General features: G+C 74.3%; 21 protein-coding genes and 1 pseudogene. 12 read left to right on the top strand and 10 right to left on the bottom strand.

Features of this window, described 5'->3' with window-relative positions; translation table 11 throughout:
• Nucleotides 1–2: 2 nt before the first annotated feature.
• Nucleotides 3–1,754 (top strand): penicillin-binding transpeptidase domain-containing protein, encoded by a 1,752-nt coding sequence (locus ACFXPX_RS08900; protein ID WP_380640281.1) that lies wholly within the window; start codon nucleotides 3–5, stop codon nucleotides 1,752–1,754.
• Nucleotides 1,755–1,807: 53 nt separating this feature from the next.
• On the opposite strand, the gene ACFXPX_RS08895 is transcribed toward ACFXPX_RS08900, so the two are convergent.
• Nucleotides 1,808–3,088 (bottom strand): MFS transporter, encoded by a 1,281-nt coding sequence (locus ACFXPX_RS08895; RefSeq protein WP_380640279.1) that lies wholly within the window; start codon nucleotides 3,086–3,088, stop codon nucleotides 1,808–1,810.
• A gap of 326 nt (nucleotides 3,089–3,414) precedes the next feature.
• On the opposite strand from ACFXPX_RS08895, the gene ACFXPX_RS08890 reads away from it, so the two are divergent.
• Nucleotides 3,415–3,945 carry a GNAT family N-acetyltransferase gene (locus tag ACFXPX_RS08890; RefSeq protein ID WP_380640277.1) on the top strand — a complete coding sequence of 177 codons (531 nt, stop codon included), beginning with the start codon at nucleotides 3,415–3,417 and terminating at the stop codon, nucleotides 3,943–3,945.
• Nucleotides 3,946–3,966: 21 nt separating this feature from the next.
• On the opposite strand, the gene ACFXPX_RS08885 is transcribed toward ACFXPX_RS08890, so the two are convergent.
• Nucleotides 3,967–5,130, bottom strand: coding sequence for a DNA gyrase subunit B (locus ACFXPX_RS08885; RefSeq protein WP_380640274.1), 1,164 nt, complete (start codon nucleotides 5,128–5,130; stop codon nucleotides 3,967–3,969).
• Between the two features lie 582 nt (nucleotides 5,131–5,712).
• On the opposite strand from ACFXPX_RS08885, the gene rox reads away from it, so the two are divergent.
• Complete coding sequence (rox, locus tag ACFXPX_RS08880; RefSeq protein ID WP_380640271.1) at nucleotides 5,713–7,143, top strand: rifampin monooxygenase; 1,431 nt, start codon at nucleotides 5,713–5,715, stop codon at nucleotides 7,141–7,143.
• Nucleotides 7,144–7,160: 17 nt separating this feature from the next.
• Here rox and ACFXPX_RS08875 read toward each other — a convergent pair whose 3' ends face one another.
• Both ACFXPX_RS08875 and ACFXPX_RS08870 read right to left on the bottom strand, forming a co-directional pair.
• Nucleotides 7,161–7,412: a hypothetical protein gene (locus ACFXPX_RS08875; protein ID WP_380522222.1), complete on the bottom strand. Its 252-nt coding sequence runs from the start codon at nucleotides 7,410–7,412 to the stop codon at nucleotides 7,161–7,163.
• A 170-nt stretch (nucleotides 7,413–7,582) separates the two neighbouring features.
• Nucleotides 7,583–8,401 (bottom strand): annotated as a pseudogene (locus ACFXPX_RS08870) (VOC family protein).
• A 277-nt stretch (nucleotides 8,402–8,678) separates the two neighbouring features.
• Here ACFXPX_RS08870 and ACFXPX_RS08865 point away from each other — a divergent pair.
• The 3 genes from ACFXPX_RS08865 to ACFXPX_RS08855 are packed head-to-tail and all read left to right on the top strand — an operon-like array spanning nucleotide 8,679 to nucleotide 14,561.
• A complete protein-coding gene (locus tag ACFXPX_RS08865) occupies nucleotides 8,679–9,128 on the top strand; it encodes a hypothetical protein (RefSeq protein ID WP_380640268.1) in 450 nt (149 codons plus the stop codon).
• Nucleotides 9,129–9,135: 7 nt separating this feature from the next.
• On the top strand, nucleotides 9,136–13,782 hold the full coding sequence (locus ACFXPX_RS08860) for an AAA family ATPase (protein WP_380640266.1): 4,647 nt from the start codon (nucleotides 9,136–9,138) through the stop codon (nucleotides 13,780–13,782).
• Nucleotides 13,734–14,561 carry a class II aldolase/adducin family protein gene (locus ACFXPX_RS08855; RefSeq protein WP_380640264.1) on the top strand — a complete coding sequence of 276 codons (828 nt, stop codon included), beginning with the start codon at nucleotides 13,734–13,736 and terminating at the stop codon, nucleotides 14,559–14,561. The genes ACFXPX_RS08860 and ACFXPX_RS08855 overlap by 49 nt, the downstream gene beginning before the upstream one ends.
• Before the next feature lie 102 nt (nucleotides 14,562–14,663).
• On the opposite strand, the gene ACFXPX_RS08850 is transcribed toward ACFXPX_RS08855, so the two are convergent.
• Nucleotides 14,664–15,551 (bottom strand): class I SAM-dependent methyltransferase, encoded by an 888-nt coding sequence (locus ACFXPX_RS08850; protein WP_380640261.1) that lies wholly within the window; start codon nucleotides 15,549–15,551, stop codon nucleotides 14,664–14,666.
• 73 nt (nucleotides 15,552–15,624) lie between these two features.
• On the opposite strand from ACFXPX_RS08850, the gene ACFXPX_RS08845 reads away from it, so the two are divergent.
• The 3 genes from ACFXPX_RS08845 (at nucleotide 15,625) to ACFXPX_RS08835 (ending at nucleotide 18,337) form a co-directional block, all read left to right on the top strand.
• Entirely contained in the window at nucleotides 15,625–16,227 is a 603-nt protein-coding gene (locus tag ACFXPX_RS08845; protein WP_380640259.1) for a TetR family transcriptional regulator, read from the top strand.
• 1 nt (nucleotide 16,228) lies between these two features.
• Nucleotides 16,229–17,218, top strand: coding sequence for a phosphotransferase family protein (locus tag ACFXPX_RS08840; RefSeq protein ID WP_380640257.1), 990 nt, complete (start codon nucleotides 16,229–16,231; stop codon nucleotides 17,216–17,218).
• A gap of 126 nt (nucleotides 17,219–17,344) precedes the next feature.
• On the top strand, nucleotides 17,345–18,337 hold the full coding sequence (locus tag ACFXPX_RS08835; protein WP_380640255.1) for a GlxA family transcriptional regulator: 993 nt from the start codon (nucleotides 17,345–17,347) through the stop codon (nucleotides 18,335–18,337).
• A gap of 16 nt (nucleotides 18,338–18,353) precedes the next feature.
• On the opposite strand, the gene ACFXPX_RS08830 is transcribed toward ACFXPX_RS08835, so the two are convergent.
• The 5 genes from ACFXPX_RS08830 to ACFXPX_RS08810 form a co-directional block, all read right to left on the bottom strand.
• Nucleotides 18,354–18,977, bottom strand: a complete 624-nt coding sequence (locus tag ACFXPX_RS08830; RefSeq protein WP_380588913.1) for a hypothetical protein — start codon at nucleotides 18,975–18,977, stop codon at nucleotides 18,354–18,356.
• A 374-nt stretch (nucleotides 18,978–19,351) separates the two neighbouring features.
• On the bottom strand, nucleotides 19,352–19,723 hold the full coding sequence (locus ACFXPX_RS08825; protein WP_380399960.1) for a fic family toxin-antitoxin system, toxin component: 372 nt from the start codon (nucleotides 19,721–19,723) through the stop codon (nucleotides 19,352–19,354).
• Nucleotides 19,720–19,962 (bottom strand): plasmid mobilization protein, encoded by a 243-nt coding sequence (locus ACFXPX_RS08820; RefSeq protein WP_350508867.1) that lies wholly within the window; start codon nucleotides 19,960–19,962, stop codon nucleotides 19,720–19,722. The genes ACFXPX_RS08825 and ACFXPX_RS08820 overlap by 4 nt, the downstream gene beginning before the upstream one ends.
• A gap of 30 nt (nucleotides 19,963–19,992) precedes the next feature.
• Nucleotides 19,993–20,658 carry an ATP-binding protein gene (locus tag ACFXPX_RS08815; RefSeq protein WP_380640253.1) on the bottom strand — a complete coding sequence of 222 codons (666 nt, stop codon included), beginning with the start codon at nucleotides 20,656–20,658 and terminating at the stop codon, nucleotides 19,993–19,995.
• Between the two features lie 116 nt (nucleotides 20,659–20,774).
• Entirely contained in the window at nucleotides 20,775–21,449 is a 675-nt protein-coding gene (locus ACFXPX_RS08810) for a pyridoxamine 5'-phosphate oxidase family protein (RefSeq protein ID WP_380640251.1), read from the bottom strand.
• 255 nt (nucleotides 21,450–21,704) lie between these two features.
• Here ACFXPX_RS08810 and ACFXPX_RS08805 point away from each other — a divergent pair, with 255 nt between their 5' ends.
• The 3 genes from ACFXPX_RS08805 to ACFXPX_RS08795 form a co-directional block, all read left to right on the top strand.
• Nucleotides 21,705–22,565: an NAD(P)H-binding protein gene (locus ACFXPX_RS08805; protein WP_380640248.1), complete on the top strand. Its 861-nt coding sequence runs from the start codon at nucleotides 21,705–21,707 to the stop codon at nucleotides 22,563–22,565.
• Between the two features lie 246 nt (nucleotides 22,566–22,811).
• Entirely contained in the window at nucleotides 22,812–23,648 is an 837-nt protein-coding gene (locus tag ACFXPX_RS08800) for a slipin family protein (protein ID WP_380640245.1), read from the top strand.
• A 152-nt stretch (nucleotides 23,649–23,800) separates the two neighbouring features.
• On the top strand, nucleotides 23,801–25,178 hold a 1,378-nt coding region (locus ACFXPX_RS08795; RefSeq protein WP_380640242.1), incomplete at its 3' end, for an FAD-dependent oxidoreductase.

The raw sequence follows: 25,178 nt of genomic DNA, 5'->3' as shown, positions 1-25,178 counted from the left end.
GCATGCACCGGGACCACGAAGAGCACGAACCGTACGAGTCGTACGAGCCGTACGGAGAAGACGGGTACGACGACCACCTCGTCCACGCAGACGGCCACCCGCAGGCCCCGCAGCGCCGGCGCTCCCGCCGGATCTGGCTGGTGGCGGTCGGCGGGGTGTTCACGGCACTGGTCGTCGTCGCGGGCTACGGCGCCTACAACGTGCTGAGCGCCGTGTCCGGCGGCTCCACCGACACCGGCGGCGGGGCCGCCTCCACGACCGCCAAGGAGCCGCAGGCGCCGCCCACCGCCGAACAGGCCGACGCCGTGGCCAAGGACTTCCTGGCGGCCTGGGGCCGCGGCGACCTCACCGTCGCGGCCGGGCTCACCGATCGCCCGGAGGCCGCCCGGATGGCGCTCGCCTCGTTCCACGACAACGTGTCCGCCCGCGCCCTCACCCTGACCGGAACGGGCCCCGCGCCCGCCGGCACGCCGAGCGAGCCCGCCGTCGGCTACCGGGTGCGGGCGGAGTTCGACGGCACCGCGCAGGCCTGGGAGTACGAGAGCGCCCTCGGCGCGGTGCGTGCCTCCGACGGGCGGGTGCTGGTGCGCTGGGCGCCGACCGTGGTCCACCCCAAGCTGGCCGCGGGCCGGACCCTCGCCGTGAAGGCCCTGCCGAACCCGGTGTCCAAGCCCACCGACCGCAAGGGGCGGCCGCTGGACGCGCTCCCGTCGCTGCAGTCCGTGCTGCCCCAGATCGCCCCGCCCGACGGCGCGAAGGCCGTCACCGGGCAGGCCGTGGTGCTCTCCGGCGGCGGGCAGGAGGCGGAGGAGCTGTTCGTGCTGACCCCGCCGAGCGCCCCGCAGGTCAAGCTCACCCTGGACGCCGACCTCCAGCAGGTCGCCGAGGAGGCGGTGAAGCAGCAGTCCGCGAACGGCAAGCCCGCCTCGCTGGTGGCCGTCCAGCCGAGCACCGGCAACATCCTGGCGATGGCCTACGCCCCGCAGGGCGGCTTCAACCGCGCGGTCGGCGGCGGACAGGCGCCCGGTTCGACGATGAAGGTGATCACCGCGGCCGCGCTGCTGGAGGCCGGGGTCACCCCGGACACCGCCGCGCCCTGCAAGGAGACCACCAACTCGCCCCGGACCTGGCACAACGACGAGCCCGGCAACCACCTCGACTACAGCCTCAGCGACGACTTCATCCACTCCTGCAACACCGGCTTCATCGACAAGGGCCTGGAGAAGCTCCAGCTCGGCACGCTGGGCTCGGTCGCCCGCGACCAGTTCGGCCTCGGCCTCCAGTGGCGGATCGGCATCCCGAGCCGCGACGCCACCATCCCGGTGCCGGGCAACAAGGACGAGGCGGCGGCCGCGTACATCGGCCAGGGGCAGATCCAGGTGAACTCGCTGCTGATGGCCTCCGTCGCGGCCACCGTGCAGAGCGGAACGTTCCGTCAGCCGGTGCTCCGCGAGGACGTCAAGCGGGTGACCGCCCCCGGGAAGCTGCCCTCCGACGTCGCCCAGGGGCTGCGCTCGATGATGGCCAGGACGGCGACCCAGGGCACCGCCCGCACCCCGATGTCCGGCCTCGGCGGCCAGATCGGGGCCAAGACCGGCACCGTCGAGGCCGGCTCGGGCCAGGCCACCAACAGCTGGTTCATCGCCTACCGCAACGACCTCGCCGTCGCGGCCGAGGTCGAGGGCGGCGGCCACGGCAACAGCGCCGCCGGCGTCGCGGCCGCCCAGGTGCTCAAGGCGGGCGGCAAGGGCTGACGGGGCCGGCGCTCGGAGCCGCCGCGACGGCGCGGCCGGACCGGCTCCCCACGCTAACGGTCGGCCTCCACCGGCGCGGACCCGGTCTGCGGACGGGCCGCCTCGGGCGCCTCGGGCGCCCCGGGGCGGCTCCGCTCGGCCCAGGCGGCCACCGGTGGTCCGGCCACGCCCAGGGCGGCGAAGAACACGCCGAGGAGCAGCCAGCCCGGCTGTCCGAGCGCCAGGACCGCGCCGGTCAGGGCCGCCGGGGCGAGCGCCTGGCCCGCGTTGAAGCCGATCCCGAACAGGCCCTGGTACTGCCCCTGGGCGTGGTCGGGCGCCAGCCCGAAGGCCAGCGCGTAGCCGCCTGAGGACTCCCACACCTCGCCGACGCTGTGGATGCCCACCGCGAGCACGGCGAGCACCGGGGCGACCCACACCGGGACGTCGGCGGTCAGCGCCATCAGCGGACAGCTGACCAGGAACAGCAGCCCGGCGAGCCGGAAGGCCCGACCTCCCTGCCGCGGGGTCTCCACCCTGGACCCGAGCCGGCTCTGGAGCAGCGCGCAGACACCGCTGTTGACGGCGTAGACCGCCGCCACCGTCCAGCGCGGCGCGTCGGTGTGGGCGCTCAGCCAGATCGGCAGCAGCAGGGAGACGGTCTGGTACTGGAAGCCCATGGCGCTGTAGAGCGCGACGAAGGACACGTACGGCCGGTCCGCCAGGACGGACCACCGGCGGTGCTCCGCGGGCCGCGGCAGCGGCGGGTAGTCCGGGACGCCCAGGAGGCCGATCAGCCCGGCGCCCGCGAAGCTGGCGGCGTTGGCGAGGATCAGCGCGGTGTAGGCGGCACGGGTGTCGATCTGGATGGCGACGGCCGCGCCCAGGGTCCCCGCGACCACGCCGAGGTTGACGTAGGTGCGCAGCCTGGCCCGGAAAGCGGCCGGGCGCTCACCGCCCGCCCGCGCGACGAGCGCACCGCCCGCCGCGCTACTCGCCGTGGCGGCCAGCCGGTCCAGTGTGGCGACGAGCGTGAACGCCGCCCAGCCGTCGATCAGGACGAAGGCCGCCATGGTCACGGCCTGCAGTGCCACGCTCACCAGCCAGACGGTGCGGGCACCGTGACGGTCGGCCAGGTTGCCCGCCGGTATGCCCGCGGCCAGCCCGCACAGGCCCGCGATCGTCAGCCCCGCACCGACCTGGACGGCGGGCAGGTGCACCACGAGCGTGAAGTAGAGCATGGCCGCGGTGTTGAACAGGCCGTTGCCCACCCTGCTGACGAAACTGGCCGCGATCAGGGCCCGTTGCGGCCCCGAGGTCGCACGGTCATCGGTCCGTTTCTCTGATCTCCTCATGATCATGCCGATCAGGCTAACAGCGGCGTTCCGCGGTGCCGATCGGCCCCGAACGGACTCCGAACGGGCTCCGCCGGACAAGCACTTGCCCGATCGAGGCGCCGGTGCCAGCATCTGAGCCATGATCACGAGAATCGAGCCGGCCACCCACTGGTGAGCGCCGTACCCGGGCACCCGTCGCCCGACCATTGCCTCGGCCGAGGAATCCGGGTGCACCGAGGCCCAACGCACCTCCCTCCTCACCGCCCGCCTCGCCCTCCCCGACGTCGACGGCGGTCGCGGCGCGGGCCGTGACGGCGGCCCGACCGGTCGGGCATCATGGCGCGATGCCCGAACTGATCACTCCGACCGTACGGCTGCAGGCCTCGTTCCTGACCGCGGTGGCCGAGTTCCACGCCGAACCCGGCCAGGCCGTCCCCTGGTTCGTCAAGGATGTCGACCCGGCCGCGCTGACCGACCCGGGTCCGGACGCCTTCGCCGCGTACGTCGCACGCGTCCTCGCCGAGCGGACCGAGGCCGGGATGCGCAGGGACGCGGGGGTACCGATGACCACCCTGTGGTGGGCCGAGGGTGACCAGCTGCTGGGGCGCCTGGCCATCCGCCACCGCCTCACCCCGAACCTGGAGCGCATCGGCGGCCACATCGGCTACGACGTCCGCCCCGGCGCCCGCCGACGGGGCCACGCGACCGCGATGCTCGCCGCGGCACTGCCGGTGGCCGCCGAACTCGGCATCACCGGCGCGCTGCTGACCTGCGACGAGACCAACACGGCCTCCCGCCGCGTGATCGAGGCCAACGGCGGACGCCTGACCGCCACGGAGGGGAACAAGCTCCGCTACCTCCTACCGACCACCTGACCCCCGCGCCCCGCTCGCCCGTCAGTCCCCGCGGACCGGCCGGACGATCCGCTCGACGACGGCCGCGGCCTCCGCCGGGTGCTCCGCCAGCCACCGCCCGAGCCGCTCCTCCACGGCCCGTGCCACGCAGGCCCGCACGGCCGTGTTGCCCAGCCGGTCACGGAGGGATCCCTCGAACTCCGGCCGCTCCAAGGTCACCGACACGACCGCCGTCAGGCCCTCGACAACCCGGTCGGCGCCGAGGTCGGCGCAAGGCATGGTCAGCAGCCGCCGCTCGCGCGCGTAGGCGGTGACCGCCGCCACCACCCCGTCCAGGAAGCCCAGCTGATGGGTGCCGCCGCCAGGCGTGGGGCGGCAGTTGGCGAAGCTCCGGACCCGCTGCTCCGGTGCGCGGTGCCACCGCCAGGCCACCTCCATCCTCCCGGCCATCCCCGGCTCCTCCTGCGTGAAGCCGACGACCTCCGGACGAATCGGCTCGTCACCCCGCCCGTCGAGGGAGTCCAGGAAGGTGACGAAGTCCCGTGCCCCGCCCGGGAACCGGAACCGCTCCGCGCGGGGCTCGCCGGGGTACCGCTCGTCGGTCAGCGAGATGTCCAGGCCCCGGTTGAGGAAGGCGAGTTCGCGGAAGCGTTCCGCCAGAGCCTCGTAGGAGAACTCCGTCGCCCCGAAGATCTCGGCATCGGGCCGGAAGGTGACGGTGGTGCCGCTCCCGACCACCGGCCCGGCCTGGGCCAGCGGAGCGAGCGCGATCCCGCACGCGTACTCCTGGACCCAGCGGACCCCGTCGCGCCGCACCTCGGCCGTGAGTCGGCTCGCCAGGGCGTTGGTGACGGCAGGCCCCAGATCAGGGTTGCCCAGCACCACATCGTAGTGGCCACCGACTCCCAGCCGGGTCAGCACGCTCTCCAGACCGGGCCCGTCCGCGCCCCCGGCGTCGTCGACGCGGACACCCGGCCCGTCGTCGGCGATCCGCACCGCACCCCCGGGCAGGAGGGTGACGTCCACGCGGCTCGCCCGGCCGTCGAGGACGTCGTTCACCGCCCGGTCGGAGACTGCGAACACCAGCTGCCGCAGGCCCCGTTCACCCGTCGATCCGACGAACATCCCCGGCCGCTTCCGGACGGCCTCCGGCCATTCGTACACCTGGATCCGCGCGCCCACGTAGGCATTGGTCTCCGTGCTCACGATGTCCCCTCCGAAAGTGTCCGTCAGAACTCCCCCAGCCTACGAGATTTCCAGCAGAACACCAGGTCAGAGCGGGTGGACCAGAGCCGCATCCAGCCGCCTGAGCACCCGTCGGCAGGCGTTGGACCCAGGTATCGCGAACCGCCACCGGAGTGCCGTCGCACCGCCGACGACGGCGCACACGGCACCGTTCCGGGCGGACCCGGGGTCCCCGATTCCGAGAATTTCCGCCTGCGGGCCGGGGCTCCGTGCTGTGGCTCCGCGCCACTGTCCCGCTCAGTCGATCGCGACCGCCTCGGCGCCGTTCTGCGCCGCGCCCTCGGCGACTGAGCCCGCCCCGGGCGCGCTCCCCGGCCACCCGGCGGCGTCTGTTCGGCCCCCGTAAACAGCGAAGGCGGGGAGGTCAGAGCCTCCCCGCCACTATCAAGGTACCGCGCCAGGGGGGCCTTGCGGCAAGGCCCCCCTCGGGGCGCACAATCGTCGACCGAGGCCGGAACCTGGCGATTCGCGCGGTTCGCACCGTACGTTGGCCGGTGTCCCGAACTGTCGGCCTCGTTCGACACTCACTGGGGGAATGTTCCGATGATCGACGTGATCGTGGTCGGCGGCGGGCCGACCGGCCTGATGCTGGCGATCGAACTGCGGCTGCAGGGCGTCCGGGTGGTCGTCCTGGAGCGGCTGGCCGAGCCGACCCCGGAGTCCCGGGGCCAGGGCCTGCACGTGCGCAGCGTGGAGATGATGGACCAGCGCGGGCTGCTGGACCGGTTCCTCGCGGAGGGCCGGAAGTTCCGGATCGGCGGCTTCTTCGGCCACATCCACAAGCCGTGGCCGGAGACCATGGACACCGCCCACGACTACGGCCTGTCCGTCGAGCAGCCGGTCACCGAGCGGCTGCTCGGCGCGTACGCCGCCGAGCTCGGCGCGGAGGTCCGGCGCGGCCAGGAGGTGGCCGGGCTCGACCAGGACGAGGACGGGGTCACGGTCGAGCTGGCGGACGGCACCCGGCTGCGCTCGCGCTACCTGGTCGGCTGCGACGGCGGCCGCAGCACGGTGCGCCGCCGGCTGGGCGTCGCCTTCCCCGGCGAGCCGTCCCGGGTCGACACCCTGCTCGCCGAGCTGTCGCTGGCCGAGGACCCGGCGACCGTCGAGGAGGTGGTCGCCCGGGTCCGCCGGACCGAGCTGCGGTTCGGCGCCGTCCCCCGGGCCGAGGGGCTGTACCGGGTGATCGTGCCCGCCCCGGGCGTCGCCGAGGACCGTGCCGACGGCCCGACCCTGGAGGAGTTCCGGCAGCAGCTGCGCGCCGTCGCCGGCACCGATTTCGGGGCGCACTCGCCCCGCTGGCTGTCCCGCTTCGGCGACGCGACCCGGCAGGCGGAGCACTACCGGGTCGGCCGGGCCTTCCTGGCCGGCGACGCGGCGCACATCCACCCGCCCACCGGCGGGCAGGGCCTCAACCTCGGCATCCAGGACGCCTACAACCTCGGCTGGAAGCTCGCCGCGGCCGTCCACGGCCGGGCCCCCGAAGGGCTCCTGGACAGCTACCACGCCGAGCGCCACCCGGTGGGCGCCCGGGTACTGGCCAACACCCGCGCCCAGATGACGCTGCTGGGCTCCGAGCCCGGTGCGGTCGCGCTGCGGGAACTGCTCTCCACGCTGATGGACTTCGAGGAGGTGAACCGCTACATGACCGAGATGGTCTTCGGCGTCGGTGTCCGCTACGACTTCGGTGCGGGTCCCGAGCTGCTCGGGCGGCGGCTGCGGAACGTCCGGTTGAAGAGCGGCCGCCTGTACGAGCGGATGCACGGCGGACGGGCCCTGCTGCTCGACGCCACCGGGGGCGCCCTCTCGGTGACCGGCTGGGCCGACCGCGTCGACCACGTCACCGATCCCGCCGAGGACTTCGACGCCCCCGCAGTCCTGCTCCGCCCGGACGGCTACGTGGCCTGGCTCGGCGCGGACCAGCCGACGCTGGACGCGGCGCTGACCCGCTGGTTCGGCCCCGCCACCGCCTGAGCGGCCCCGGAGGACGCTCACTCGCCCGGCGGCTCCGGCGGCTCCGGCGACTCCAGCGGCTCCGACGGCCCCGGGTCGATCCTGAGCAGCGAGTGCTGCACCGTGCCGTCCGGCTGGTACACGGTGCGGTACAGGTACGGGTGGTCCGAGCCGGGGAGCAGCACGACGCCCTCCTCCACCAGCGGCTGCTGCTCGGCGATGGCCCGGAGCCGGTGGTCGGCGTCGGCCGGGAACTCCGGCTCCGGCGGGCGGCGGTGGCGTCCGGCCACGGCGGCGCTCCGTTCTCTCCTGGTGATTCCGGTCGTCCCCCGGTCCTTCCCGTCCTTCCTGCCCCTTCCCCTGCTCCCGGACCGTGACGCGCCCCGCCCGCCCGTTCAGGCCGGGCGGGCGGGGCGGACGGATGGACGGGGCCGACGGGCGGCGCACCGGGCCGGGGTGACTACATCGGGGCGAGCTTGATCATCGCGAATGGTGCGCCCTGCGGGTCGGCGACCACCGTCATCCGGCCGGCCACCATGTCGAAGGGCGGGGCGAGGACGGTGCCGCCGCGCTTGACCACGACGTCGGCACAGGAGTCCACGTCGTCCACCGCGAAGTAGCTCAGCCAGTGCGCCGGGGTGCCGGGCGGGTCGTTGGCGAGCAGCGAGACCCCGCCGACGGGGCGGCCGCCGACCCGCAGTTCCCAGTAGGAGTCCGCGCCCTCCGCCGGCTCGATCTCGATGCCGAAGGCCTCGCCGTAGAAGGCGGTGGCGCCGGGGACGTCCGTGGTGGGACGCGCGTGCCAGGTCAGCGCGCCGGGCTCGGTGAGCCCCTGGGCGCCGGCGGGCGCGGCCGCGTGAGATGTGTATACGAGACAGGACTACATCGGGGCGAGCTTGATCATCGCGAATGGTGCGCCCTGCGGGTCGGCGGCGATCAGCATCCGGCCCAGCGGGCCGACGTCCATCACCGGGGCCAGCAGGGTGCCGCCCGCCCCGACGATGGCGTCCTGGGTGGCCTGGGCGTCGGTGGTGGCCAGGTAGCTGGTCCACACGGTGGGCGGCTCTGGCATGCCCTCGGGGGACATCGCCGGGCCGATGCCGGCCGCCGCCTTTCCGTTGAGCTCGCAGACGGCGTAGCCGCCGAACTCGGCCGGGCCGGGCTGCCCCTGCCAGCCGAAGAGGTCGCGGTAGAAGTCCAGCGCGGCCTGCTGGTCCTTCGCCATCAGGTCGACCCAGCACGGGGTGCCGGTCACGTACGGGGTAGTGACTTCGGGCATGCTCGCTCTTTCCTCTTCCTCGTGAGGTCCCCCGCCAGTCACCCTCGCGTCCCGTCCGGGGATCCGCCACCCGACACGCCGCCGCCACGCCGCCGCCACAGCGCCGCCGCGGACCCCGCCGGACCCCCTCCCCTCCACCGCCCGACCTTCACCCGTTCGGCGCAACAGGGGCTCACGAACGAGCCGGATGGGCCCCCGACCACGGGGTTTGACCGGGGCCACTCATTGTTGTGACGCTGGGCCAACACAGCGTGCACCGTTGGCTCCTGGGGAGACCGTGGACGAATCGCTCCGAATCCTTGTCACCGACGCCGATCGAGGCGCCACCACCTCCCTGCTCGCCTGGCTGCGGGCGGAGGACGAGTTGCGCGGCCGGGTCGAGCTGGAGGCCGCGCCGCCGCAGCCCGGCTCCTTGGGCACCCTCGCCGACGTGCTCACCGTCGCCGTCGGTGCCGGCGGGGCGGTGTCCGGCCTGACCAGCGCGCTGATCGCGTGGATCCGGCGCCGGGCCGGCGAGACGGTGGTCCAGGTGACCCGCGCGGACGGCAGCTCGGTCGAACTGCGGGCGACGGCGGTGCACGGCCTCGACGCGGACGGCGTCGCCGCCCTCGTCCGCGAGGTGGGCGCGTCGCTGGCCGAGCGCCCCGGACCGGCCGCCCTGCCCGCCGAAGGCGGCGCGCAGCCCGACGGCGCGCACCCGGGCAACGCGCGGCCCGGCAACGAGTAACCCGGAGATGCCCGACAAGGCGGTGAGCGGCGGCGGACTGCCCCTGGGCCTCCCCGGTGCCCGGGCCCTGGTCATCGGGACCGGCACCCACGTCCCCGGTTCCGTCCTGCCCGACGTCCCGGCCGCGGCCGCCACCGTGCACGCCGTCGCGCGGGCGCTGGTCGAGCACTGCGGCCTCGCCCCCGAGCACGTCCGGACCGTGCTCGACCCGGAGGACCCCGTTGTGCTCGGCGAGGCGCTCACCGCCGCCGCGGAGTCGGCGGACTCCGTGCTGCTCGTGTACTACGTCGGCCACGGCCTGGTCGACGACGACAACGAGCTGTACCTGGCGACCCGCGTCACCGAGCACCTCACCCGCGGCCTCGCCTACAAGGGGCTGCGCTACGCCACCCTGCGCCGCACGCTGGCCGGCTCCCGGGCCCGCTCGGTCGTGCTGGTCCTGGACTGCTGCTTCTCCGGCCGAGCCGCGCCCGTCGGCCGGGCGGGCCGTGCCTTCGAGGCCGCCCACCCCGGCGGCGGCTTCGTCCTGGCCTCCGCCGCTCCGGAGGAGCTCGCCCTCGCCCCGCTCGGCGCGGCGTACACCGCGTTCAGCGGCGAGCTGCTGCGCCTGCTGTGCGAGGGCGACCCGGTCGGCCCGCCGCAGCTGACCCTGGACGACGTCCACCGGGCCCTGTCCCGCACGCTCCGCGACCGTAGCTTCCCGGCGCCGCGCCGCCAGGCCGAGGGGCGGGCCGGCGAGCTGGTCCTGGCGCCCAACCCGGCCTACGACCCGCCGGTCGGTCCCCACCCGCCCGAGCCCCACCCCGGCGCCTGCCCGTACCGGGGCCTGGCCGCGTACGGCGCGGAGGACGCCCCGTACTTCTTCGGCCGCGAGGAGCTGACCGAGCGGCTGGTCTCCCGCGTCGCCACGCGGCTCACCGGGGGCGGACCGCTGATGGTGGTCGGCCCGTCCGGCGCCGGGAAGTCCTCGCTGCTGCGCGCCGGGCTGCTGCCCGCGCTCGACCACGGGCTGCCCGGGGCACTCCAGGCCTGGCGCTGGCCGCGCGTGGTGCTGACCCCGGGCGAGCGGCCGGTGACACGGCTCGCCCACGCCCTGGCCGAACTGGCCGAACTGGCCGATCCGGGTGAACCGGGTGAACCGGACGGGCCCCGCCACCGCGATCCCGAGGCGATCCGCGCCGAGCTGATGGCCGCGCCGGAGTCGGTCCTCGCCCGGCTGCCCGCCGACGGGACCCGGCCCGTCCTGGTGGTGGACCAGTTCGAGGAGCTGTTCACCGCCTGCACCGACGAGCACGAGCGGGAGGTCTTCGTCGCGGCCCTGTCCGCCGCCTGCGCCCGGGGCCCGGAGCCGGACGCCTTCCCCCGGGCGGTGGTGCTGCTGGGGCTGCGCGCCGACTTCTACGGCCACTGCGCGGCGTACCCGGCACTGGCGGAGGCGCTGCAGGACGGCCAGGTGCTGGTCGGCCCGATGCGGACCGGCGAACTGCGCGACGCCGTCGAGAAGCCCGCGCTGCTCGCCGGACTGAGCCTGGAACCCGGCCTGGTCGACCTGCTGCTGCGCGACCTGCGCACCGGCGGCGACCGCCCGCGCGGGCCCGGGGCCGCGCTGCCCCTGCTGTCGTACGCGCTGCTGGCCACCTGGCAGAAGCGCGCGGGCCGGGTGCTCACCATGGCGGGCTACCAGGCCTCGGGCGGCATCTGGGGCGCGGTCGCCCAGACCGCGCAGGCCACCTACGACGCCCTGGACACCGACGGTCGCCGGGCCGCCCGGCAGCTCCTGCTGCGCATGGTGCACGTGGTCGACGGCGCCGAGGACACCCGCCGCCGGGTCCCGCTCGCCGAGCTCGGCCTCGACGCGGACCCGGCCGCACAGGCCGCCCTCCGCGCGCTCGTCGGGGCCCGGCTGGTCGTCGCCGACGACGGCCACGCCGAACTCGCCCACGAGGCGGTGCTGCGCGCCTGGCAGCAGCTGCGGGACTGGATCGAGCACGACCGGGCCGGCCTGCAGCTGCGCCAGCGGCTGCACGACGCGGCGGACGCCTGGGAGCGGGACGGGCGCGACGAAGGAGCCCTGTACCGGGGCGTCCGGTTGGCCGCCGCCGTGCAGTGGGTCGAGGAGTCGGCCCAGCGGCACGGGACCACCCCCGTGGCGCGGGAGTTCGTCGCCGCCGGGCAGGCCCGGCAGGCCGCCGAACGCCGCGCCGAACGACGCCGCACCACCCGGCTGCGCGCCCTGTCCGGCGTGCTGGCCGTGCTGTTGACGGTGGCGGTCGCCGGGTTCGGCACGGCGGCCTGGCAGAACCGGATCGCCCATGAGCAGCGGGACCTCCTCGCCTCCAAGGTGGGGGCCCAGGCGGCCGGCCGGATCCGGACCACCGATCCGACCTTGGCGCTCCAACTCGCTCTGTCCGCACGGCACATCGCGGACACCCCGGAGGCGCGCGGCAGCCTGTTCGACTCGGCGCTGGCACCGTACTCCACGCCGGTCGCCGAACCCACCGGCACCGTACGGAACCTCGCCCACAGTGCCGAACGGCACCTGCTGGCCAGTACGGGCAGCGACCGGAGCGTCCGGCTCTGGGACCTCTCGGATCCCCGGGACACGAAACCCCTCTCGACCACCCGGACCGGCACCGGCCATGCGGGCCTCGCGCTGAGCCCGGACGGCCGGCTGCTCGCGGCCGAGGACACGGACACGTCGGTGCGCCTGTGGAACGTGACCGACCCCACCCGTCCGGAGGCCCTCGCCCTCCTGCCCGACAGCTCCGGCGCGCTCGCCCTCAGCCCGGGCGGGCACCGGCTGGCCGTGCTCGGCCAGACCGGTTCCTCGCTCTGGGACCTCACCGACCCGCGGCACCCCGTCCGGTCCGCTGCCCTGCCCACCGCCACCGGTACGCCGCAGTCCGGCGCGTTCAGCTCGGACGGCCGGCTGCTCGCGCTCCTGCACGGCGAGTCCGAGGACTCGACCACCGTCCAGCTGTGGAACGTCGCCGACCCGTCCAAACCCGCGCTCACCGGCAGCATCGCCGACAGCCACGGACTCGGCCTGGCGTTCAGCCCCCGGGCACCGTTGTTGGCCCTCGGCAGGAACGGCCGGGGCGTGGGCCTGTGGGACACCACCGACCCGGCCAAGCCCGCCCCCGTCAACCAGGCCTCCTACGACACCTCGGCCCCGGTGGCGATCGACTCCCAGCAGACCGTGGCGGCCCTGGTCTTCGCCCCGGACGGCCGGACCCTGGCGTTCGGCTCCTCCCGTTCGGACGAGTACTTCACCGGCCACGCCGAGACGGTGGACCTCCGCGACCCGCACTCCCCGGTCGGCGTCGTCGACTACCCCACCTCGGAGACCGTGTACGCGGTCGCGCTCGACGACCGCGGCTCGTCCCTGCTCAGCGCCGGCACGACCCTCCGGCGCTGGCACCCGGCACCGGCCACCGTGCTGTCCGACACCGGCGCCTACGGGAACTTCACCCAGGACGGCCGCACCCTCGCCTGGGCCTTCGACCCACCGCCCGGGCGCAGTACCGACGGCGCCCGGCAGTACCGCCTGTGGCGGACCGACGGCCCCTACGACACCCGGCAGGCCGGGACGTTGACGGGTCTGAACGGGGGGACGGTCCGCGCCGTCGACGACCACACCCTGCTCACCTACAGCGACGTCGCGGCCCCCCTCCTGTGGGACGTCTCCGACCCGGACCACCCCCGCCGGGGCGGCACGCTCAACGCGCTCTCCGAACCCCTGGACCACACCGGTGTGCTCTCCGACTTCATGACGGACCTGGACGCCCGGAACGGACTGGTCGTGGCCAACGGCCGCGACGGCCGGATCCACGTGTGGGACGCCTCCGACGCGAGCGCCCCGAAGGAGCTCTCCACCTTCCCCTCCCCCCAGCCGCCCGGCCAGCTCCACCTCGTCAACCGCAAGCTGGTCTCCCTGGACCGGATGAACAGCCACCGGATCAGCGTCTGGGACCTCGGCGACCCCGCGCATCCGACGGCCGCCCCGCCGATCGACCTCGACACCAACGTGGCCCAGGCGGACGAGGCCCAGAACCGGCTCGCAATCGCCCTGGCCAAGATCGCCGGCTCCAACCCCAAGACCATCCAGCTCTGGGACCTCGCCGACCCCCGGCACCCCGAGCACGGCGCCCTCCCGGAAGCGCCCGTCACCGACTTCGCGTTCAGCCACGACGGGCGCACCCTCGCGGTGTCGAACGACAGCACCGTCGACCTGTGGGACGTCAGCGACGTCCACCACCCGCAGCGGGCCGGCTCCCTCGTCGCCCAGAAGCAGTTCAACCTCGAGTTCAGCCCGGACAACCGGCTGCTCATCAGCAGGGCCCTGGCCGAACGGGACACCCTCCTCAACGGCGGGCAGATCCACCTCTGGGAGGTCGCCGACCCGCACGCCCCGACCGAGATCGCCGTGCAGGCCCCCAAGCACTACGTCCCCGCCCTCGGGTTCAGCCCCGACGGCAGGAGCCTCCTGATCAGCCAAGCCGCCGGGGACAACGACCCGAGCCGGGTCACCATCCTCGACCCCGACATCGACCGCCTCACCCGCCACCTCTGCGACGTCGCGGGCGCCACCATCACCGAGGCCCAGTGGAAGCAGTACTTCCCCGGCACCCCCTACGACCGGCCCTGCGGCTGACACCCACCCCGACGTTCTCCGCCCCACCACACTCCCCGGGAGCCGCCATCGACACCGTCACCCCCCGAACCGGCGAGGAGGCGGCCGCCCTGGCCGCGCTCGGCAGCCGGGTGCTCGCCGAGGCGGGGCACGGGGACATGGTCTGGGGGCACCTGGCGGTCCGCGATCCGGACGGGCGCGGGGTGTGGATGAAGGCCTCGGGCTGGGGCCTGGAGGAGATCGACCGGGACCGGGTGCTGCTGGTCTCCTGGGACGGCGAGCGACTCGCGGGCGGCGAGCGGCTCGACGGCGGCGGTCGGGTGCACCTGGAGTACCCGATCCACACCGAGGTGCTGAAGGCCCGCCCGGACGTGCACGTCTCGCTGCACACCCACTCGGGCACCGTCAACGCCTTCTCCTCGCTGGGCGAGCCCTTGCGGCCACTGAGCCACGACGGGGTGCCCTTCGCCGAGCACGGCCTGCCGCGCTTCGGCGCGACCGCCGACCTGGTCCGCACCGCGGAGCTGGGCCGGGCCCTGGCCGCCGACCTCGGTGCCGCCCGGGCCTGTCTGATGCCGCAGCACGGCCTGCTCACCGTCGGCCGGGACGTCGCCCACGCGGTGATGTACGCCGTACTGCTGGAACGGGCCTGCGGCCTCCAGCTCACCGCTCGCGCGGCGGGCGGCCCGCGTCACTGGACCGGCCACCGGGAGAGTCTGGAGAAGGACGCGTCCGTCTGGCCGTCCAGCCAGATCGAGGCCGGCTGGCGCTACTGGGTACGGCGGACCGATCACCCCTGACCTCAGGGGACGTGAACCTCTGTCGGCTCCGAATCCGGGCTCGCTCATGCTGACTTGGAGTCAACTCACCGACCCCGTCGACCATTCCACGCCCCGGGCGGATCAGGGCGCTTCGGCACGGAGGGCGGCGCTGGTCGCCAGGGTGGTGTAGGGCATGGTGAAGCGGCCGCCCAGGGCGTCGACGGCCGCGCCGACCGCGTCCAGGACCTCGGCCAGCGGGGCGGGTCGGAGCCCGGTGAGGCCGCCGGTGGTGGGGAGCAGGTCCAACCACTGGTCGCGTGTGTAGGACCGCTCCCAGGCGAAGCTCCACTGCTCCGGTTCGGCGAACCGCCCGGTCGCGCGGATGTCGTCGGCGGTCCTCGCGTACCCCGCGCGGTACAGCTCCAGCGGACGCCGGGCCGGCCGGTCGCCGAACGGGGAGTCGGGTACCACCCGCCGGAAGGCCGCGGCGAACGGCTCGGCCACCTCGGCCGGCGGCTCGAAGACGTGGCCGAAGATCGTCAGGCGGCCCTTCGGGCGCAGCAGCCGGGCCGCCTTCGCCGCGCCGACGGCCGGGTCGACCCAGTGCCACGCCTGGCCGACGACCACGGCATCGAAGGTCCGACCGGCCGGCTCCCAGTCCTCGAAGGTCGCCACCTCGACCCGCAGGCCGCGGGCCCGCGCCAGGGCGGCCATCCGCGGGTCCGGGTCGATCCCGAGCACGGCGCAGCCGGCGGCCTGCAACTGACGGGCCGCGATGCCGGTGCCGCAGCCGACGTCGAGCACATCGACCACGTCGGGCACATCGGGCACGTCGGGCGCATCGGGCCCGGGGCTCCCCGCGACGATGCGCGCCACCAGTTCGTCGGGGTACGGAGGGCGGGCCCGGTCGTAGCGCTGCGCCTCCGCTCCGAAGGACTCGGCCACCTGCCGGGCCCGGTGGGGTTGCGCCGACGCCGCCAACTGCGCCTGTTCCGGGCGCCCTTGCTGTCCGTGCGGTAAAGTGGGCATGCGCCCACCGTAGTGGGCAAGCGCCCACATGCCAAGCGACCGCCAGACTTCTGGCACCGGAGGGGGTCCGCACGTGCCGACCGGGGTACACCTGCGCGACGCGCGCCAGCAGCTGTTCGACGCCGCCGAACGCATCCTGCTGCGGGACGGCCCGAACGCGCTCACCAGCCGGGCCGTCACCGACGAGGCGGCCTGCGCCAAGGGCGTGCTGCACCGGCACTTCGCCGACTTCGACGCCTTCCTCACCGAACTGGTGCTCGACCGGGCCGCGCAGCTCGAAGCCCACGCCCGGGCCCTGCGCGACTCCGTCGGCACCGGCACCGTGGCCGACAACCTCACCACCGCGCTGACCACCCTGTTCGGCCCGGTCCCGGTGGCGATCATCCCGCTCATCACCTTCCGGAACGAGCTGCGCGCACGCCTGCGGCAGGCCATGCCGGGCGGCGGCATCGCGATCCTCTCCCAGGTCGCCGCGGCGGTCTCCGCCTACCTGACGGAGGAACGCGCGGCAGGCCGCATCGCGGCCGACGCCGACGTCGACTCGCTCACCCTCTCCCTCGTCGGCGGCGGCCACCTCCTCTTCGCGGACCGGGACCCCGGCCCACCCGCCACGGAGACCGTCCGCCAGCTGGTGACCACCGCCCTCGCCGACGTCCTCCACCGACGGCCCCGCTGACATGGCGACCGAAGCGGAAGCGGTACGGGCGCAGTTGGCGAGCGCGGGGCGGGCCGCGCTGGGCGGGGGCCGGCGGCTCGCCGCCGTGCAGCGGCTGGCGGGCGGCAGCAAGAAGGGCGTCTACCGCCTGCTGATGGACGACGCCACCACGGCTGTCGCCTACCGCTGGAACCGCAGCGAGAACTACTGGCCGGCGGCCGAGGGCGACGACGACCTCGCCGACCCGTTCTCCCCCGGGCTCGGCCTCGACCTTTTCGAGGCCGCGCACGCCCGCCTGACCGGGCTCGGCGTCCAGGTCCCCGCGATCCGACTGGTCGACCGTGAGGGCGCGCACGGTCCGGCCGACCTGGCCGTGGTCGAGGACGTCCGGGGCGAGAGCCTGGAGGCCCTGCTCGCCCGCGACCGGCGGGCCGCGGCCCCGGTGCTGGCCCGGCTCGGCGAGGCACTGGAGGCGATGCGCGGCCACCGCGCGCCCGGCTACGGCAAGGTGGCGGTGGTCGACGAGGGCGGCCGCTCGCACGGGAGGTCCTGCGAGGAGGTCGTCCTCACCCGCGCCCGGCGGGACCTCGCCGAGGCGGCCGCGCGCGATCCCCGCGTGGCGCAGGCCCGTGACCAGCTGGCGGCGCGGCTGTCGGCGCTGGCCGAGGCCGTCCGGCCGCGCGCTGAACATGCTGTGGTGCACGGCGAGTTGGGGCCCGACCACGTCCTGGTCGACCCGGCCGGACTGCCCGTGGTGATCGACATCGAGGGCACGATGTACTTCGACGTCGAGTGGGAGCACGTCTTCCTGCGGATCCGGCTGCACGAGGACTACCGGCCACTGGAACCGGCCGGGCTGGACGAACACAGGCTCGCCCTCTACCTGCTGGCGCAGCGGCTCTCGCTGACCGCGGGCCCGCTCCGGCTGCTCGACGGGGACTTCCCCGACCGGGCGGCGATGGCGGCCATCGCCGAGTACAACCTGAACCGCGCGCTGGACCTGGCCCGCTGAGGGACGGTCCGGTGTGCGGCAGGGCCGCCACGCGGAGGGCTCGCCCGCACGTCGCACCCCCCGCGTGGCGGAAATCGTCACCTTCGTGTCCTTGCTGCCATCGGGCCGTACGGCCAGGCTGGAGGGGTGAGCAGTCCACGCATCGTCTTCGCGGTCTTCCCCGAGTTCCAGATCCTCGACCTGACCGGCCCCCACGAGGTCTTCACCCACGCCGGGCGCCTGACCGGCGGCGTCGTCATCGAGACGGTGGCCGCGACGCCCGGCCCGTTGCCCTCCAGCGGCGGACTCGCCGTCTCCCCGACCCTGACGATCGACGAGTTCGACCGACGCGCCGAGCACCGCGCGCACGGCGGCGCCCACGCCCCCGTGGACACCCTCGTGGCGGTCGGCGGGGCGGGCGTGCAGCAGGCCTGCGAGGACCACCGCTTCGTCGACTGGTTCGCCCGCACCGCCCGCCACGCGCGCCGGACCGCCTCGGTCTGCACCGGGGCGTTCCTGCTGGGCGCCGCCGGGCTGCTGGACGGGCGGCGCGCGGTCACCCACTGGTCGCGCTGCACCGATCTGGCCGACCAGTACCCGCTGGCCACCGTGGACCCGGATCCGATCTTCGTGCGCGACGGCGAGCTGTGGACCTCGGCCGGGATCACCGCGAGCATGGACCTCGCGCTCGCCATGACGGAGGCCGACCACGGCCCGGAGGTGTCCCGCGCGATCGCCCGTCAGCTGGTGATGTTCGTCCAACGCCCGGGCGGGCAGGCACAGTTCAGTGCCCAGCTGGCGGCCCAGCGGCCGGAGCGGGCCCCGCTGCGGGAGGTCCTCGACTGGATCTCCGACCACCCCGACGGCGACCTCGGCGTCCCCGCCCTGGCCGCCCGGGCCGCGATGAGCGAGCGGAACTTCACCCGGGTCTTCCGCGCGGAGACCGGCCGCACGCCCGCCGCGTACGTGGAGAGCGTCCGGATCGAGGCCGCCAGACGACTGCTGGAGAGCACCACCGCGACCCTCGACGCCGTCGCCCACTCCTGCGGCTTCGGCACCGTCGAGACCCTGCACCGCAGCTTCCGGCGCACCCTGCGCGTCACCCCCGGCGAGTACCGCCGGCACTTCTCCCACTGGTGACGGCCCGTAGCGGGGCCTACGGCGCGAAGGTGAACTGCGGCCTCGGCTTGAGGCTCTTGAGGCACAGCAGGTACTTGTCGCTGCCGTGCTTGTAGGTGAAGTAGCTGTCGGCGTCGGGGTACTTCCGGCACTCCGTCTCACCGTCGTTGGAGTCGTCCGCCCGGCCCACGACCCGGGCGTCGGCCTGCGGGTCGGAGCAGGGAACCACCTTGAGGTCCGGGTTCTTGTCGTCCAGACCGGGGATGGCGATCACGTTGCTGTTGTGGACGCAGTCGCCGGCCTTGGCGAACTCCGGGTCGTCCTTCAGGAGCACGAAGAGCAGCGTGGCCAGGACGGCGGGGATGAGCACCCCGACGATCGTGGGCCGCAGGTAGACCGGCTTGCCCGGGTCCATCGGCGTGCTGGGGCCGCCGGGCAGCGGCTCGGCGAGCTTGTTGATCTTCGAGCGCTGCGGGATGTTGAGCAGCATGACGATCGGGTTGATGATCATCGACGGGATGCCCCACCAGCCCTGCCACAGGCTGTCGGAGGTCATCTCCCGGTGCGTGGCGATGCCGCAGTCGCGGCAGTACGGGCCCCGGCGCTTGAGGTAGCGCAGGACGACGATGAAGCCCTGGTGCCCGCGGATCGTGGCGTTCACGGCCGGGACGGAGCCGCAGACGGCGCAGGTGAGCTGCCCCTCGCCGTAACCGGGCGCCGCCCCCTCAATCGGGACGGCGGAGGCGGTCTCCGTGGGCGCAGCGGGAACGGCAGGCGCAGCAGGCGCGGTGGCTTCGGCGGGCCCGGTGGCGTCGGGCAGCTCGGCAGACTGAGTGGAAATGGTGGATCCCCCGTGGTGATCAAGAAAGTTCGCCGGGGAAACCTATCGCCCCTCGAACACCAAGACCGGACCATGGGGGCGCCAAGGAGCGGAAGGTCACCGAACCGTGATCCCAAATCGGTCGTTCGCCGTCGAATTCCGGCGACGCCCGTCCCAAGGCCCCGGGCTCCCCTGGCACCCCGAACTCCCCTGGCTCAGTGGTACCAGGTGCGGATCTTGGCCGCGGTCTCCCGGACGTCGGCGTTCCCGGCCCGGATCCGGGCGGCCAGTTCGACGGCCTGCTTGGAGTCGGCCGTGACGATGACGCCGGAGGCGCTCAGGTAGGAGGCGGCCACCACGGCGGCGAAGTGCTCGTTGGCGGACTCCAGCGCCGGGACCCGGATCAGCTGGTGCATCAGGGCGGCCGCCCGCTGGTGCACGGCGCCGTAGACCGGCACCTCCATCACCTCGTCGGCGTGCCGGGCCACGGCGGCGGCCAGGGTGCCGTAGTCGGTGACGTCCGGGTCGCTCGGCAGGAACTGGTGCGCGATGTCGAGCAGCCAGACCCGGTCGATCCGCAGGATCACGCGGCGTCCGCCGTGGCGTCGCGGGTGCTGCGCGGGTACGGCCCGAACTCCTCCTCGAACGCGGGCCCCCAGGCCTGGGCGAAGTGGGCGGCGGCGGTGAGGAACCGCTCGCGCCGCTCGTCCGCCTCCTCCGCCAGCACCTTGCGCGCGTAGTCGGGCAGGCTCATCCCGGCGGCCTCCGCGCGCTGCTCCAGGGCCTCGTGCACGGCGTCGTCCAGTCGGACGTTCAACTGCTTCATGGCGGTGAGCGTAGCCCCAGCTACGGATCGCTACAAGGCGGCCTCGGCACTCCGACCGCTGGCACGGGACGCCGCCGGGCCGTGTTCGACCCGGACCTCCAGGGCCGGCCAGTGCGCCGCCCACCGGGCCAGCCGCTCCGCGTCCGGGAGGCCCTGCGGGACCAACGCGGCGTCCGGGTGGAAGGTCACGCAGGTGCCGGTGGTGCCGTCGGGCTCGATCGGGTCGAGGCCGGTGACGGGGAGGCCGTGCTCGTAGCGCTGCGTCCAGGCGCCGTTGAGCCGGCGGTTGGTGTGGAGCAGCCGGGTGCTGAGCGCCGCGACCACCGACATGCCCCGGCGCGGGTGCCCGTCCGGGAGCAGCTCCGCGCCGGGGTCGTCGAAGAAGCGCAGGTCCTTGGTCGCCATGACCGGCTTCTTGACCGCCTCGCCGTGCTCGTCGACCCGGGTGTCGGTGCCCCGGCCGTCGTCGCGGACCGAGACCGCGCCGTCGGCGTGCAGGGTGACCACGCACCGGCCGGTGCCGCGCGCGGCCGCCTCGTCGCCCGGGTAGGCGAGCACCTCCAGCACCAGGTGCGCCACTCCGCCCGGTGCCAGGCCGCCCGCCCCCGCGCGGATCCAGGCGAGGTGCTCGGCGTCCACGGCGGCCGCCCAGTCGTGGGTGGTGTTGGTCCAGGTGTCCTTCGGGGTCGCGTCCATCCGAGGAGTATGCCCCAGCGCCCGGCGGCCGCCCACCATGGCTGTCCAGCACCGGTCGACCCCCAACACGCCGCGCCGGTAGGGAAGTTGCCGGACGGCCGCACGGGGGCTTCCGCTCACCCGGTGACGAGCCGTCGGCCGCTGATCTCGGCCGGACGGATCCGGACCCAGCGGGGCCGGTCGCCGCCGGCCCAGGGGGCCGCGCCGGGCAGCCCGTCGAGGCGCTGCAGTTCGGCCGGGTCGTCGACGTACCGCGCCGTGCCGAGGGCGAGCACGCTCCAGCCGCGCCCCAGGTACTCGTCGATGCGGTCGACCTGGAAGGACACCTGTGCCCCCGACTCCGGCGCGGTGGCGGTGCGTTCACCGGTGCGGTAGGCGAAGGAGGCCTGGTCGACCACGTAGTTGACGGGGTAGACCGCCGGGCCCGGGTGCACCGGCAGGCCGATCCGGCCGATCCCGTGGGTGCCGACCAGCTCCCAGCACTCGGCGTCGGTGAGGTCGAGCAGGCGGGGCCGGGGGCCCGGCCCTTCGTGGCCGGGCGGGGCGTCCGCGCGGCCGGCCACGAGCTCCTCCCGACTGAGGCCGAGGGCGGCGGCGATCCGGACGAAGCCGCCGGGGTCGAAGGCGGGTCCGGCTTCGAGCAGGTGGCGCAGGTACTGCGGGGCCATCGCGGCCCGCTGGGCCAGGGCGTCCTCGGTGAGGCCGAGTTGACCGAGGCGTTCGGCGATCCGGCGGGCCACGACGGCGGGGTCGGGATCGGGGGTGCGGTCGGGATCGGGAGTGTCGTTCACGGTGGTGGCTCCTCGGCTCGCCAAGGGGGGTGCCCGGACCGGTGTCCGGGCGGTGACCAGGCCGGATCCATCCAAGCGTCCGGCCCACCCCGAGTCGAGGAACGGCAGCGCCCCGTGCGTGTCGGAGCACCCCGGGGCGGGCCCGCGGGGCCCCGACCTTGATCACCCGTCCGCCGCCTGCGATCATCCCCCTGACGCGGACTCAAGTCCGGTTCGCGACAACGGGGAACAACGGGGAAGCAAGGAGACACATCCGTGATCGTCGTGACGGGTGCCACCGGTACGGTCGGCTCGAGGGTCGTCGTCGGACTGCGCGAACGCGGGCTGGCGGCGCGGGCCCTGGTGCGCGGCGGGTCGGCGGGCCCGGCCGAGTGGGACGCGGGGGTCGAGCGGGTCGCCGCCGACTTCACCGACCCGGTCTCGCTGGACGCCGCCCTGGACGGGGCCGACACCGTCTACCTGCTGGTCGCCGTGCATCCGGAGATGGCCCAGCACGAGCGCAACGTGATCGACGCCGCCGTGCGCACCGGCCGCCGGCCGCGGATCGTGCTGCACGCGGCCGCCGGCGTCGAGTACCGGCCGGAGGGGGTGCGCTTCGTCGGCTCGCACGTCACGGGCCTGGACCACCTCAAGGACTCCGGCCTGCCGTGGACCGTCCTCGGCCCGAACGGCTTCCACCAGAACTTCCTCGGCACGGCCCCGACCGTCAAGGCCGGCCACCTGGCCGTGCCGGGCGGCGAGGGCGCGGTGGCGTACGTGGACGCCCGGGACGTCGCGGCGGCCGCCGTCGAGGTGCTGGCCACCGAGGGCCACGAGGGCGCGGTCTACACCCTGACCGGCCCGGCCGCACTCACCCACGACGAGGTGGCCGAGCAGCTGTCCGCCGCCGCGGGCCACCCGGTCGCCTACGCCGCGCTCACCCCGGAGGTCGCCCTCGACGGCCTGCTGAACATGGGCTGGGACCGGTGGCGGGCCGAGGGCATGGTCGAGCTGTACGGGCTGTACGCGGCCGGGCTGGCCTCGACGGTCAGCCCGGACGTCGAGAAGCTGACCGGCCGTCCGCCCCGCTCCTTCGCCGAGTTCGCCGCCGAGCACGCGGACGCCTTCCGCGCCTGAGCCGCCCGCGCCGTTCCCGTCCCCGGGCCCCCGGGGGCGGGAACGGGGACGGGGACGGACCACCGCCCCCGACACCACCTCTCCCGGCGCCACCGCAGATCGTCAACTCACCGTCAAGATCCCTGCACAGCCCTTACCGTGCCGTCCGGCCGGGCGCATACTGTGCTGCGCGCGGCGAGCGCCCGGCGACAGGGCCACACCGGACCCGGCCCGGCCGCACCGCGACGGGGAGCAGGTGGAACTGGCGTGGCAGCACTCGTGATCGTGGCCGTGGTCGTCCTCTTCTTGCTGACGACCGGCGTGCGGGTGGTCCAGCAGTACGAGCGCGGTGTGGTGTTCCGGCTCGGCCGGGTGCGCGGGACGGTCCGCGAGCCGGGCCTGACGCTGCTGATCCCGGTGCTCGACAAGATGCGCAAGGTGAACGTCCAGGTGGTCACCATGCCGGTGCCCACCCAGGAGGGCATCACCAAGGACAACGTGTCGGTGAGCGTGGACGCGGTGCTGTACTTCCGCGTGATCGAGCCGATCAGGGCCACCGTGGACGTGCAGAACTACAACTTCGCCATGCTGCAGGTCGCCCAGACCTCGCTGCGCTCGATCATCGGCAAGAGCGAGCTGGACGACCTGCTGTCCGGCCGGGAGAACCTCCACCACGACCTGGAGGTCATGCTGGAGAGCCCCGCGTCGGGCTGGGGCGTGCACATCGACCGGGTGGAGATCAAGGACGTCAGCCTGCCCGACTCGATGAAGCGCTCGATGGCCCGCCAGGCCGAGGCGGACCGCGAGCGCCGGGCCCGTATCATCACCGCGGACGGCGAGTTCCAGGCCGCCGCCAAGCTCGCCGAGGCCGCGGCCACGATGTCCGCGACGCCGGCGGCCCTCCAACTGCGCATGCTGCAGACGGTGGTCGAGGTGGCGGCGGAGAAGAACTCGACGCTGGTGCTGCCGTTCCCGGTGGAGATGCTGCGGTTCTTCGAGGCCTCCGCGAACCGGCTCGCCGAGGGGGCCCCGGCGGCCGCCGCACCCGCCGTCCCCACGCAGGCACGCGACGCCGAACCCGCCGCCCCGGTCGACGGCAGCTGACGTCCGGCCGGCCCGGAAAGTTCCCGGGCCGGCCATAGCTTGGCTCTATGAGGTCATAGATCGACACCGCCTACACCTCCGCGCGGCCAGCGGGTTGGCTGCAAGGGTCCAGACCATTCGGCCCGCTCCGTCCACCCGGAGGATTCACCCGCATGACCCGCTCGATCCGAGTCGCCATCGTCGGAGCCGGCCCCGCCGGGATCTACGCCGCCGACGCCCTGCTCAAGTCCGACGCCGCGAAGGCGCCCGGCGTCTCGATCGACCTGTTCGAACGGATGCCGGCCCCGTTCGGCCTGATCCGCTACGGCGTGGCCCCCGACCACCCGCGGATCAAGGGCATCGTCACCGCCCTGCACCAGGTCCTCGACAAGCCCCAGGTCCGCCTGTTCGGCAACGTCGACTACCCGACCGACCTCACTCTGGACGACCTGCACCGCCACTACGACGCCGTGGTCTTCTCCACCGGCGCGATGGCGGACCGCTCGCTCGACCTGCCGGGCATCGACCTGGACGGCTCCTACGGCGCCGCGGACTTCGTCTCCTGGTACGACGGCCACCCGGACGTGCCGCGCACCTGGCCGCTGGAGGCCGAGAAGGTCGCCGTCCTCGGCGTCGGCAACGTCGCCCTGGACGTCGCCCGGATCCTCGCCAAGACCGCCGACGAGCTGCTGCCCACCGAGATCCCCCCGAACGTGTACGAGGGCCTCAAGGGCAACCGCGCCGTCGAGGTCCACGTCTTCGGCCGCCGCGGCCCGGCCCAGGCCAAGTTCAGCCCGATGGAGCTGCGCGAGCTGGACCACTCGCCCACCATCGAGGTCATCGTCAACCCCGAGGACATCGAGTACGACGAGGGCTCGATCGCCGAGCGCCGCGCCGTCAAGCACGTCGACCTGGTCGCCGCCACCGTCGAGAACTGGGCGATCCGCGACGTCGGCGACCGCCCCCACCGGGTCTACCTGCACTTCTTCGAGTCCCCGGTCGAGGTCCTCGGCGAGGACGGCAAGGTCGTCGGCCTGCGCACCGAGCGCACCGAGCTCGACGGCACCGGCAACGTGCGCGGCACCGGCCGGCACACCGACTGGGACGTCCAGTCGGTCTACCGCGCCGTCGGCTACTACTCCGACGAGCTGCCCAAGCTGCCCTTCGACCCGGTCTCCGGCACCGTCCCGCACCAGGCCGGCCGCGTCCTGGACGGCGACGGCTCGCACGTCACCGCCGTCTACGTCACCGGCTGGATCAAGCGCGGCCCGGTCGGCCTGATCGGCCACACCAAGGGCGACGCCAACGAGACCGTCGCCTGCCTGCTGGAGGACCGTGCCGCCGGCCGTCTGCACGGCCGGCCACACCAGCCACAGGATCGCGGAGAGCCGGGCCGAACGGGTCGCGGAGCGGGCGGAGTCCGTCGCCATGTAGCGCTGGGCCTGGTTCCACATGCCGCCGTTGTACTCGAAGGTCTTGATGAAGAGGTACGCCAGCAGGAACGTCACGGTGTACGGGCCCGCCGTCGGTTCGGCGTGGCCTTCCGGGAGC

The organism is Kitasatospora sp. NPDC059146, assembly GCF_042786665.1.
GTDB lineage: Bacteria > Actinomycetota > Actinomycetes > Streptomycetales > Streptomycetaceae > Kitasatospora.
The sequence above is the reverse complement of the archived record's forward strand: the minus strand, read 5'-3'. Positions and strand labels throughout refer to the sequence as shown.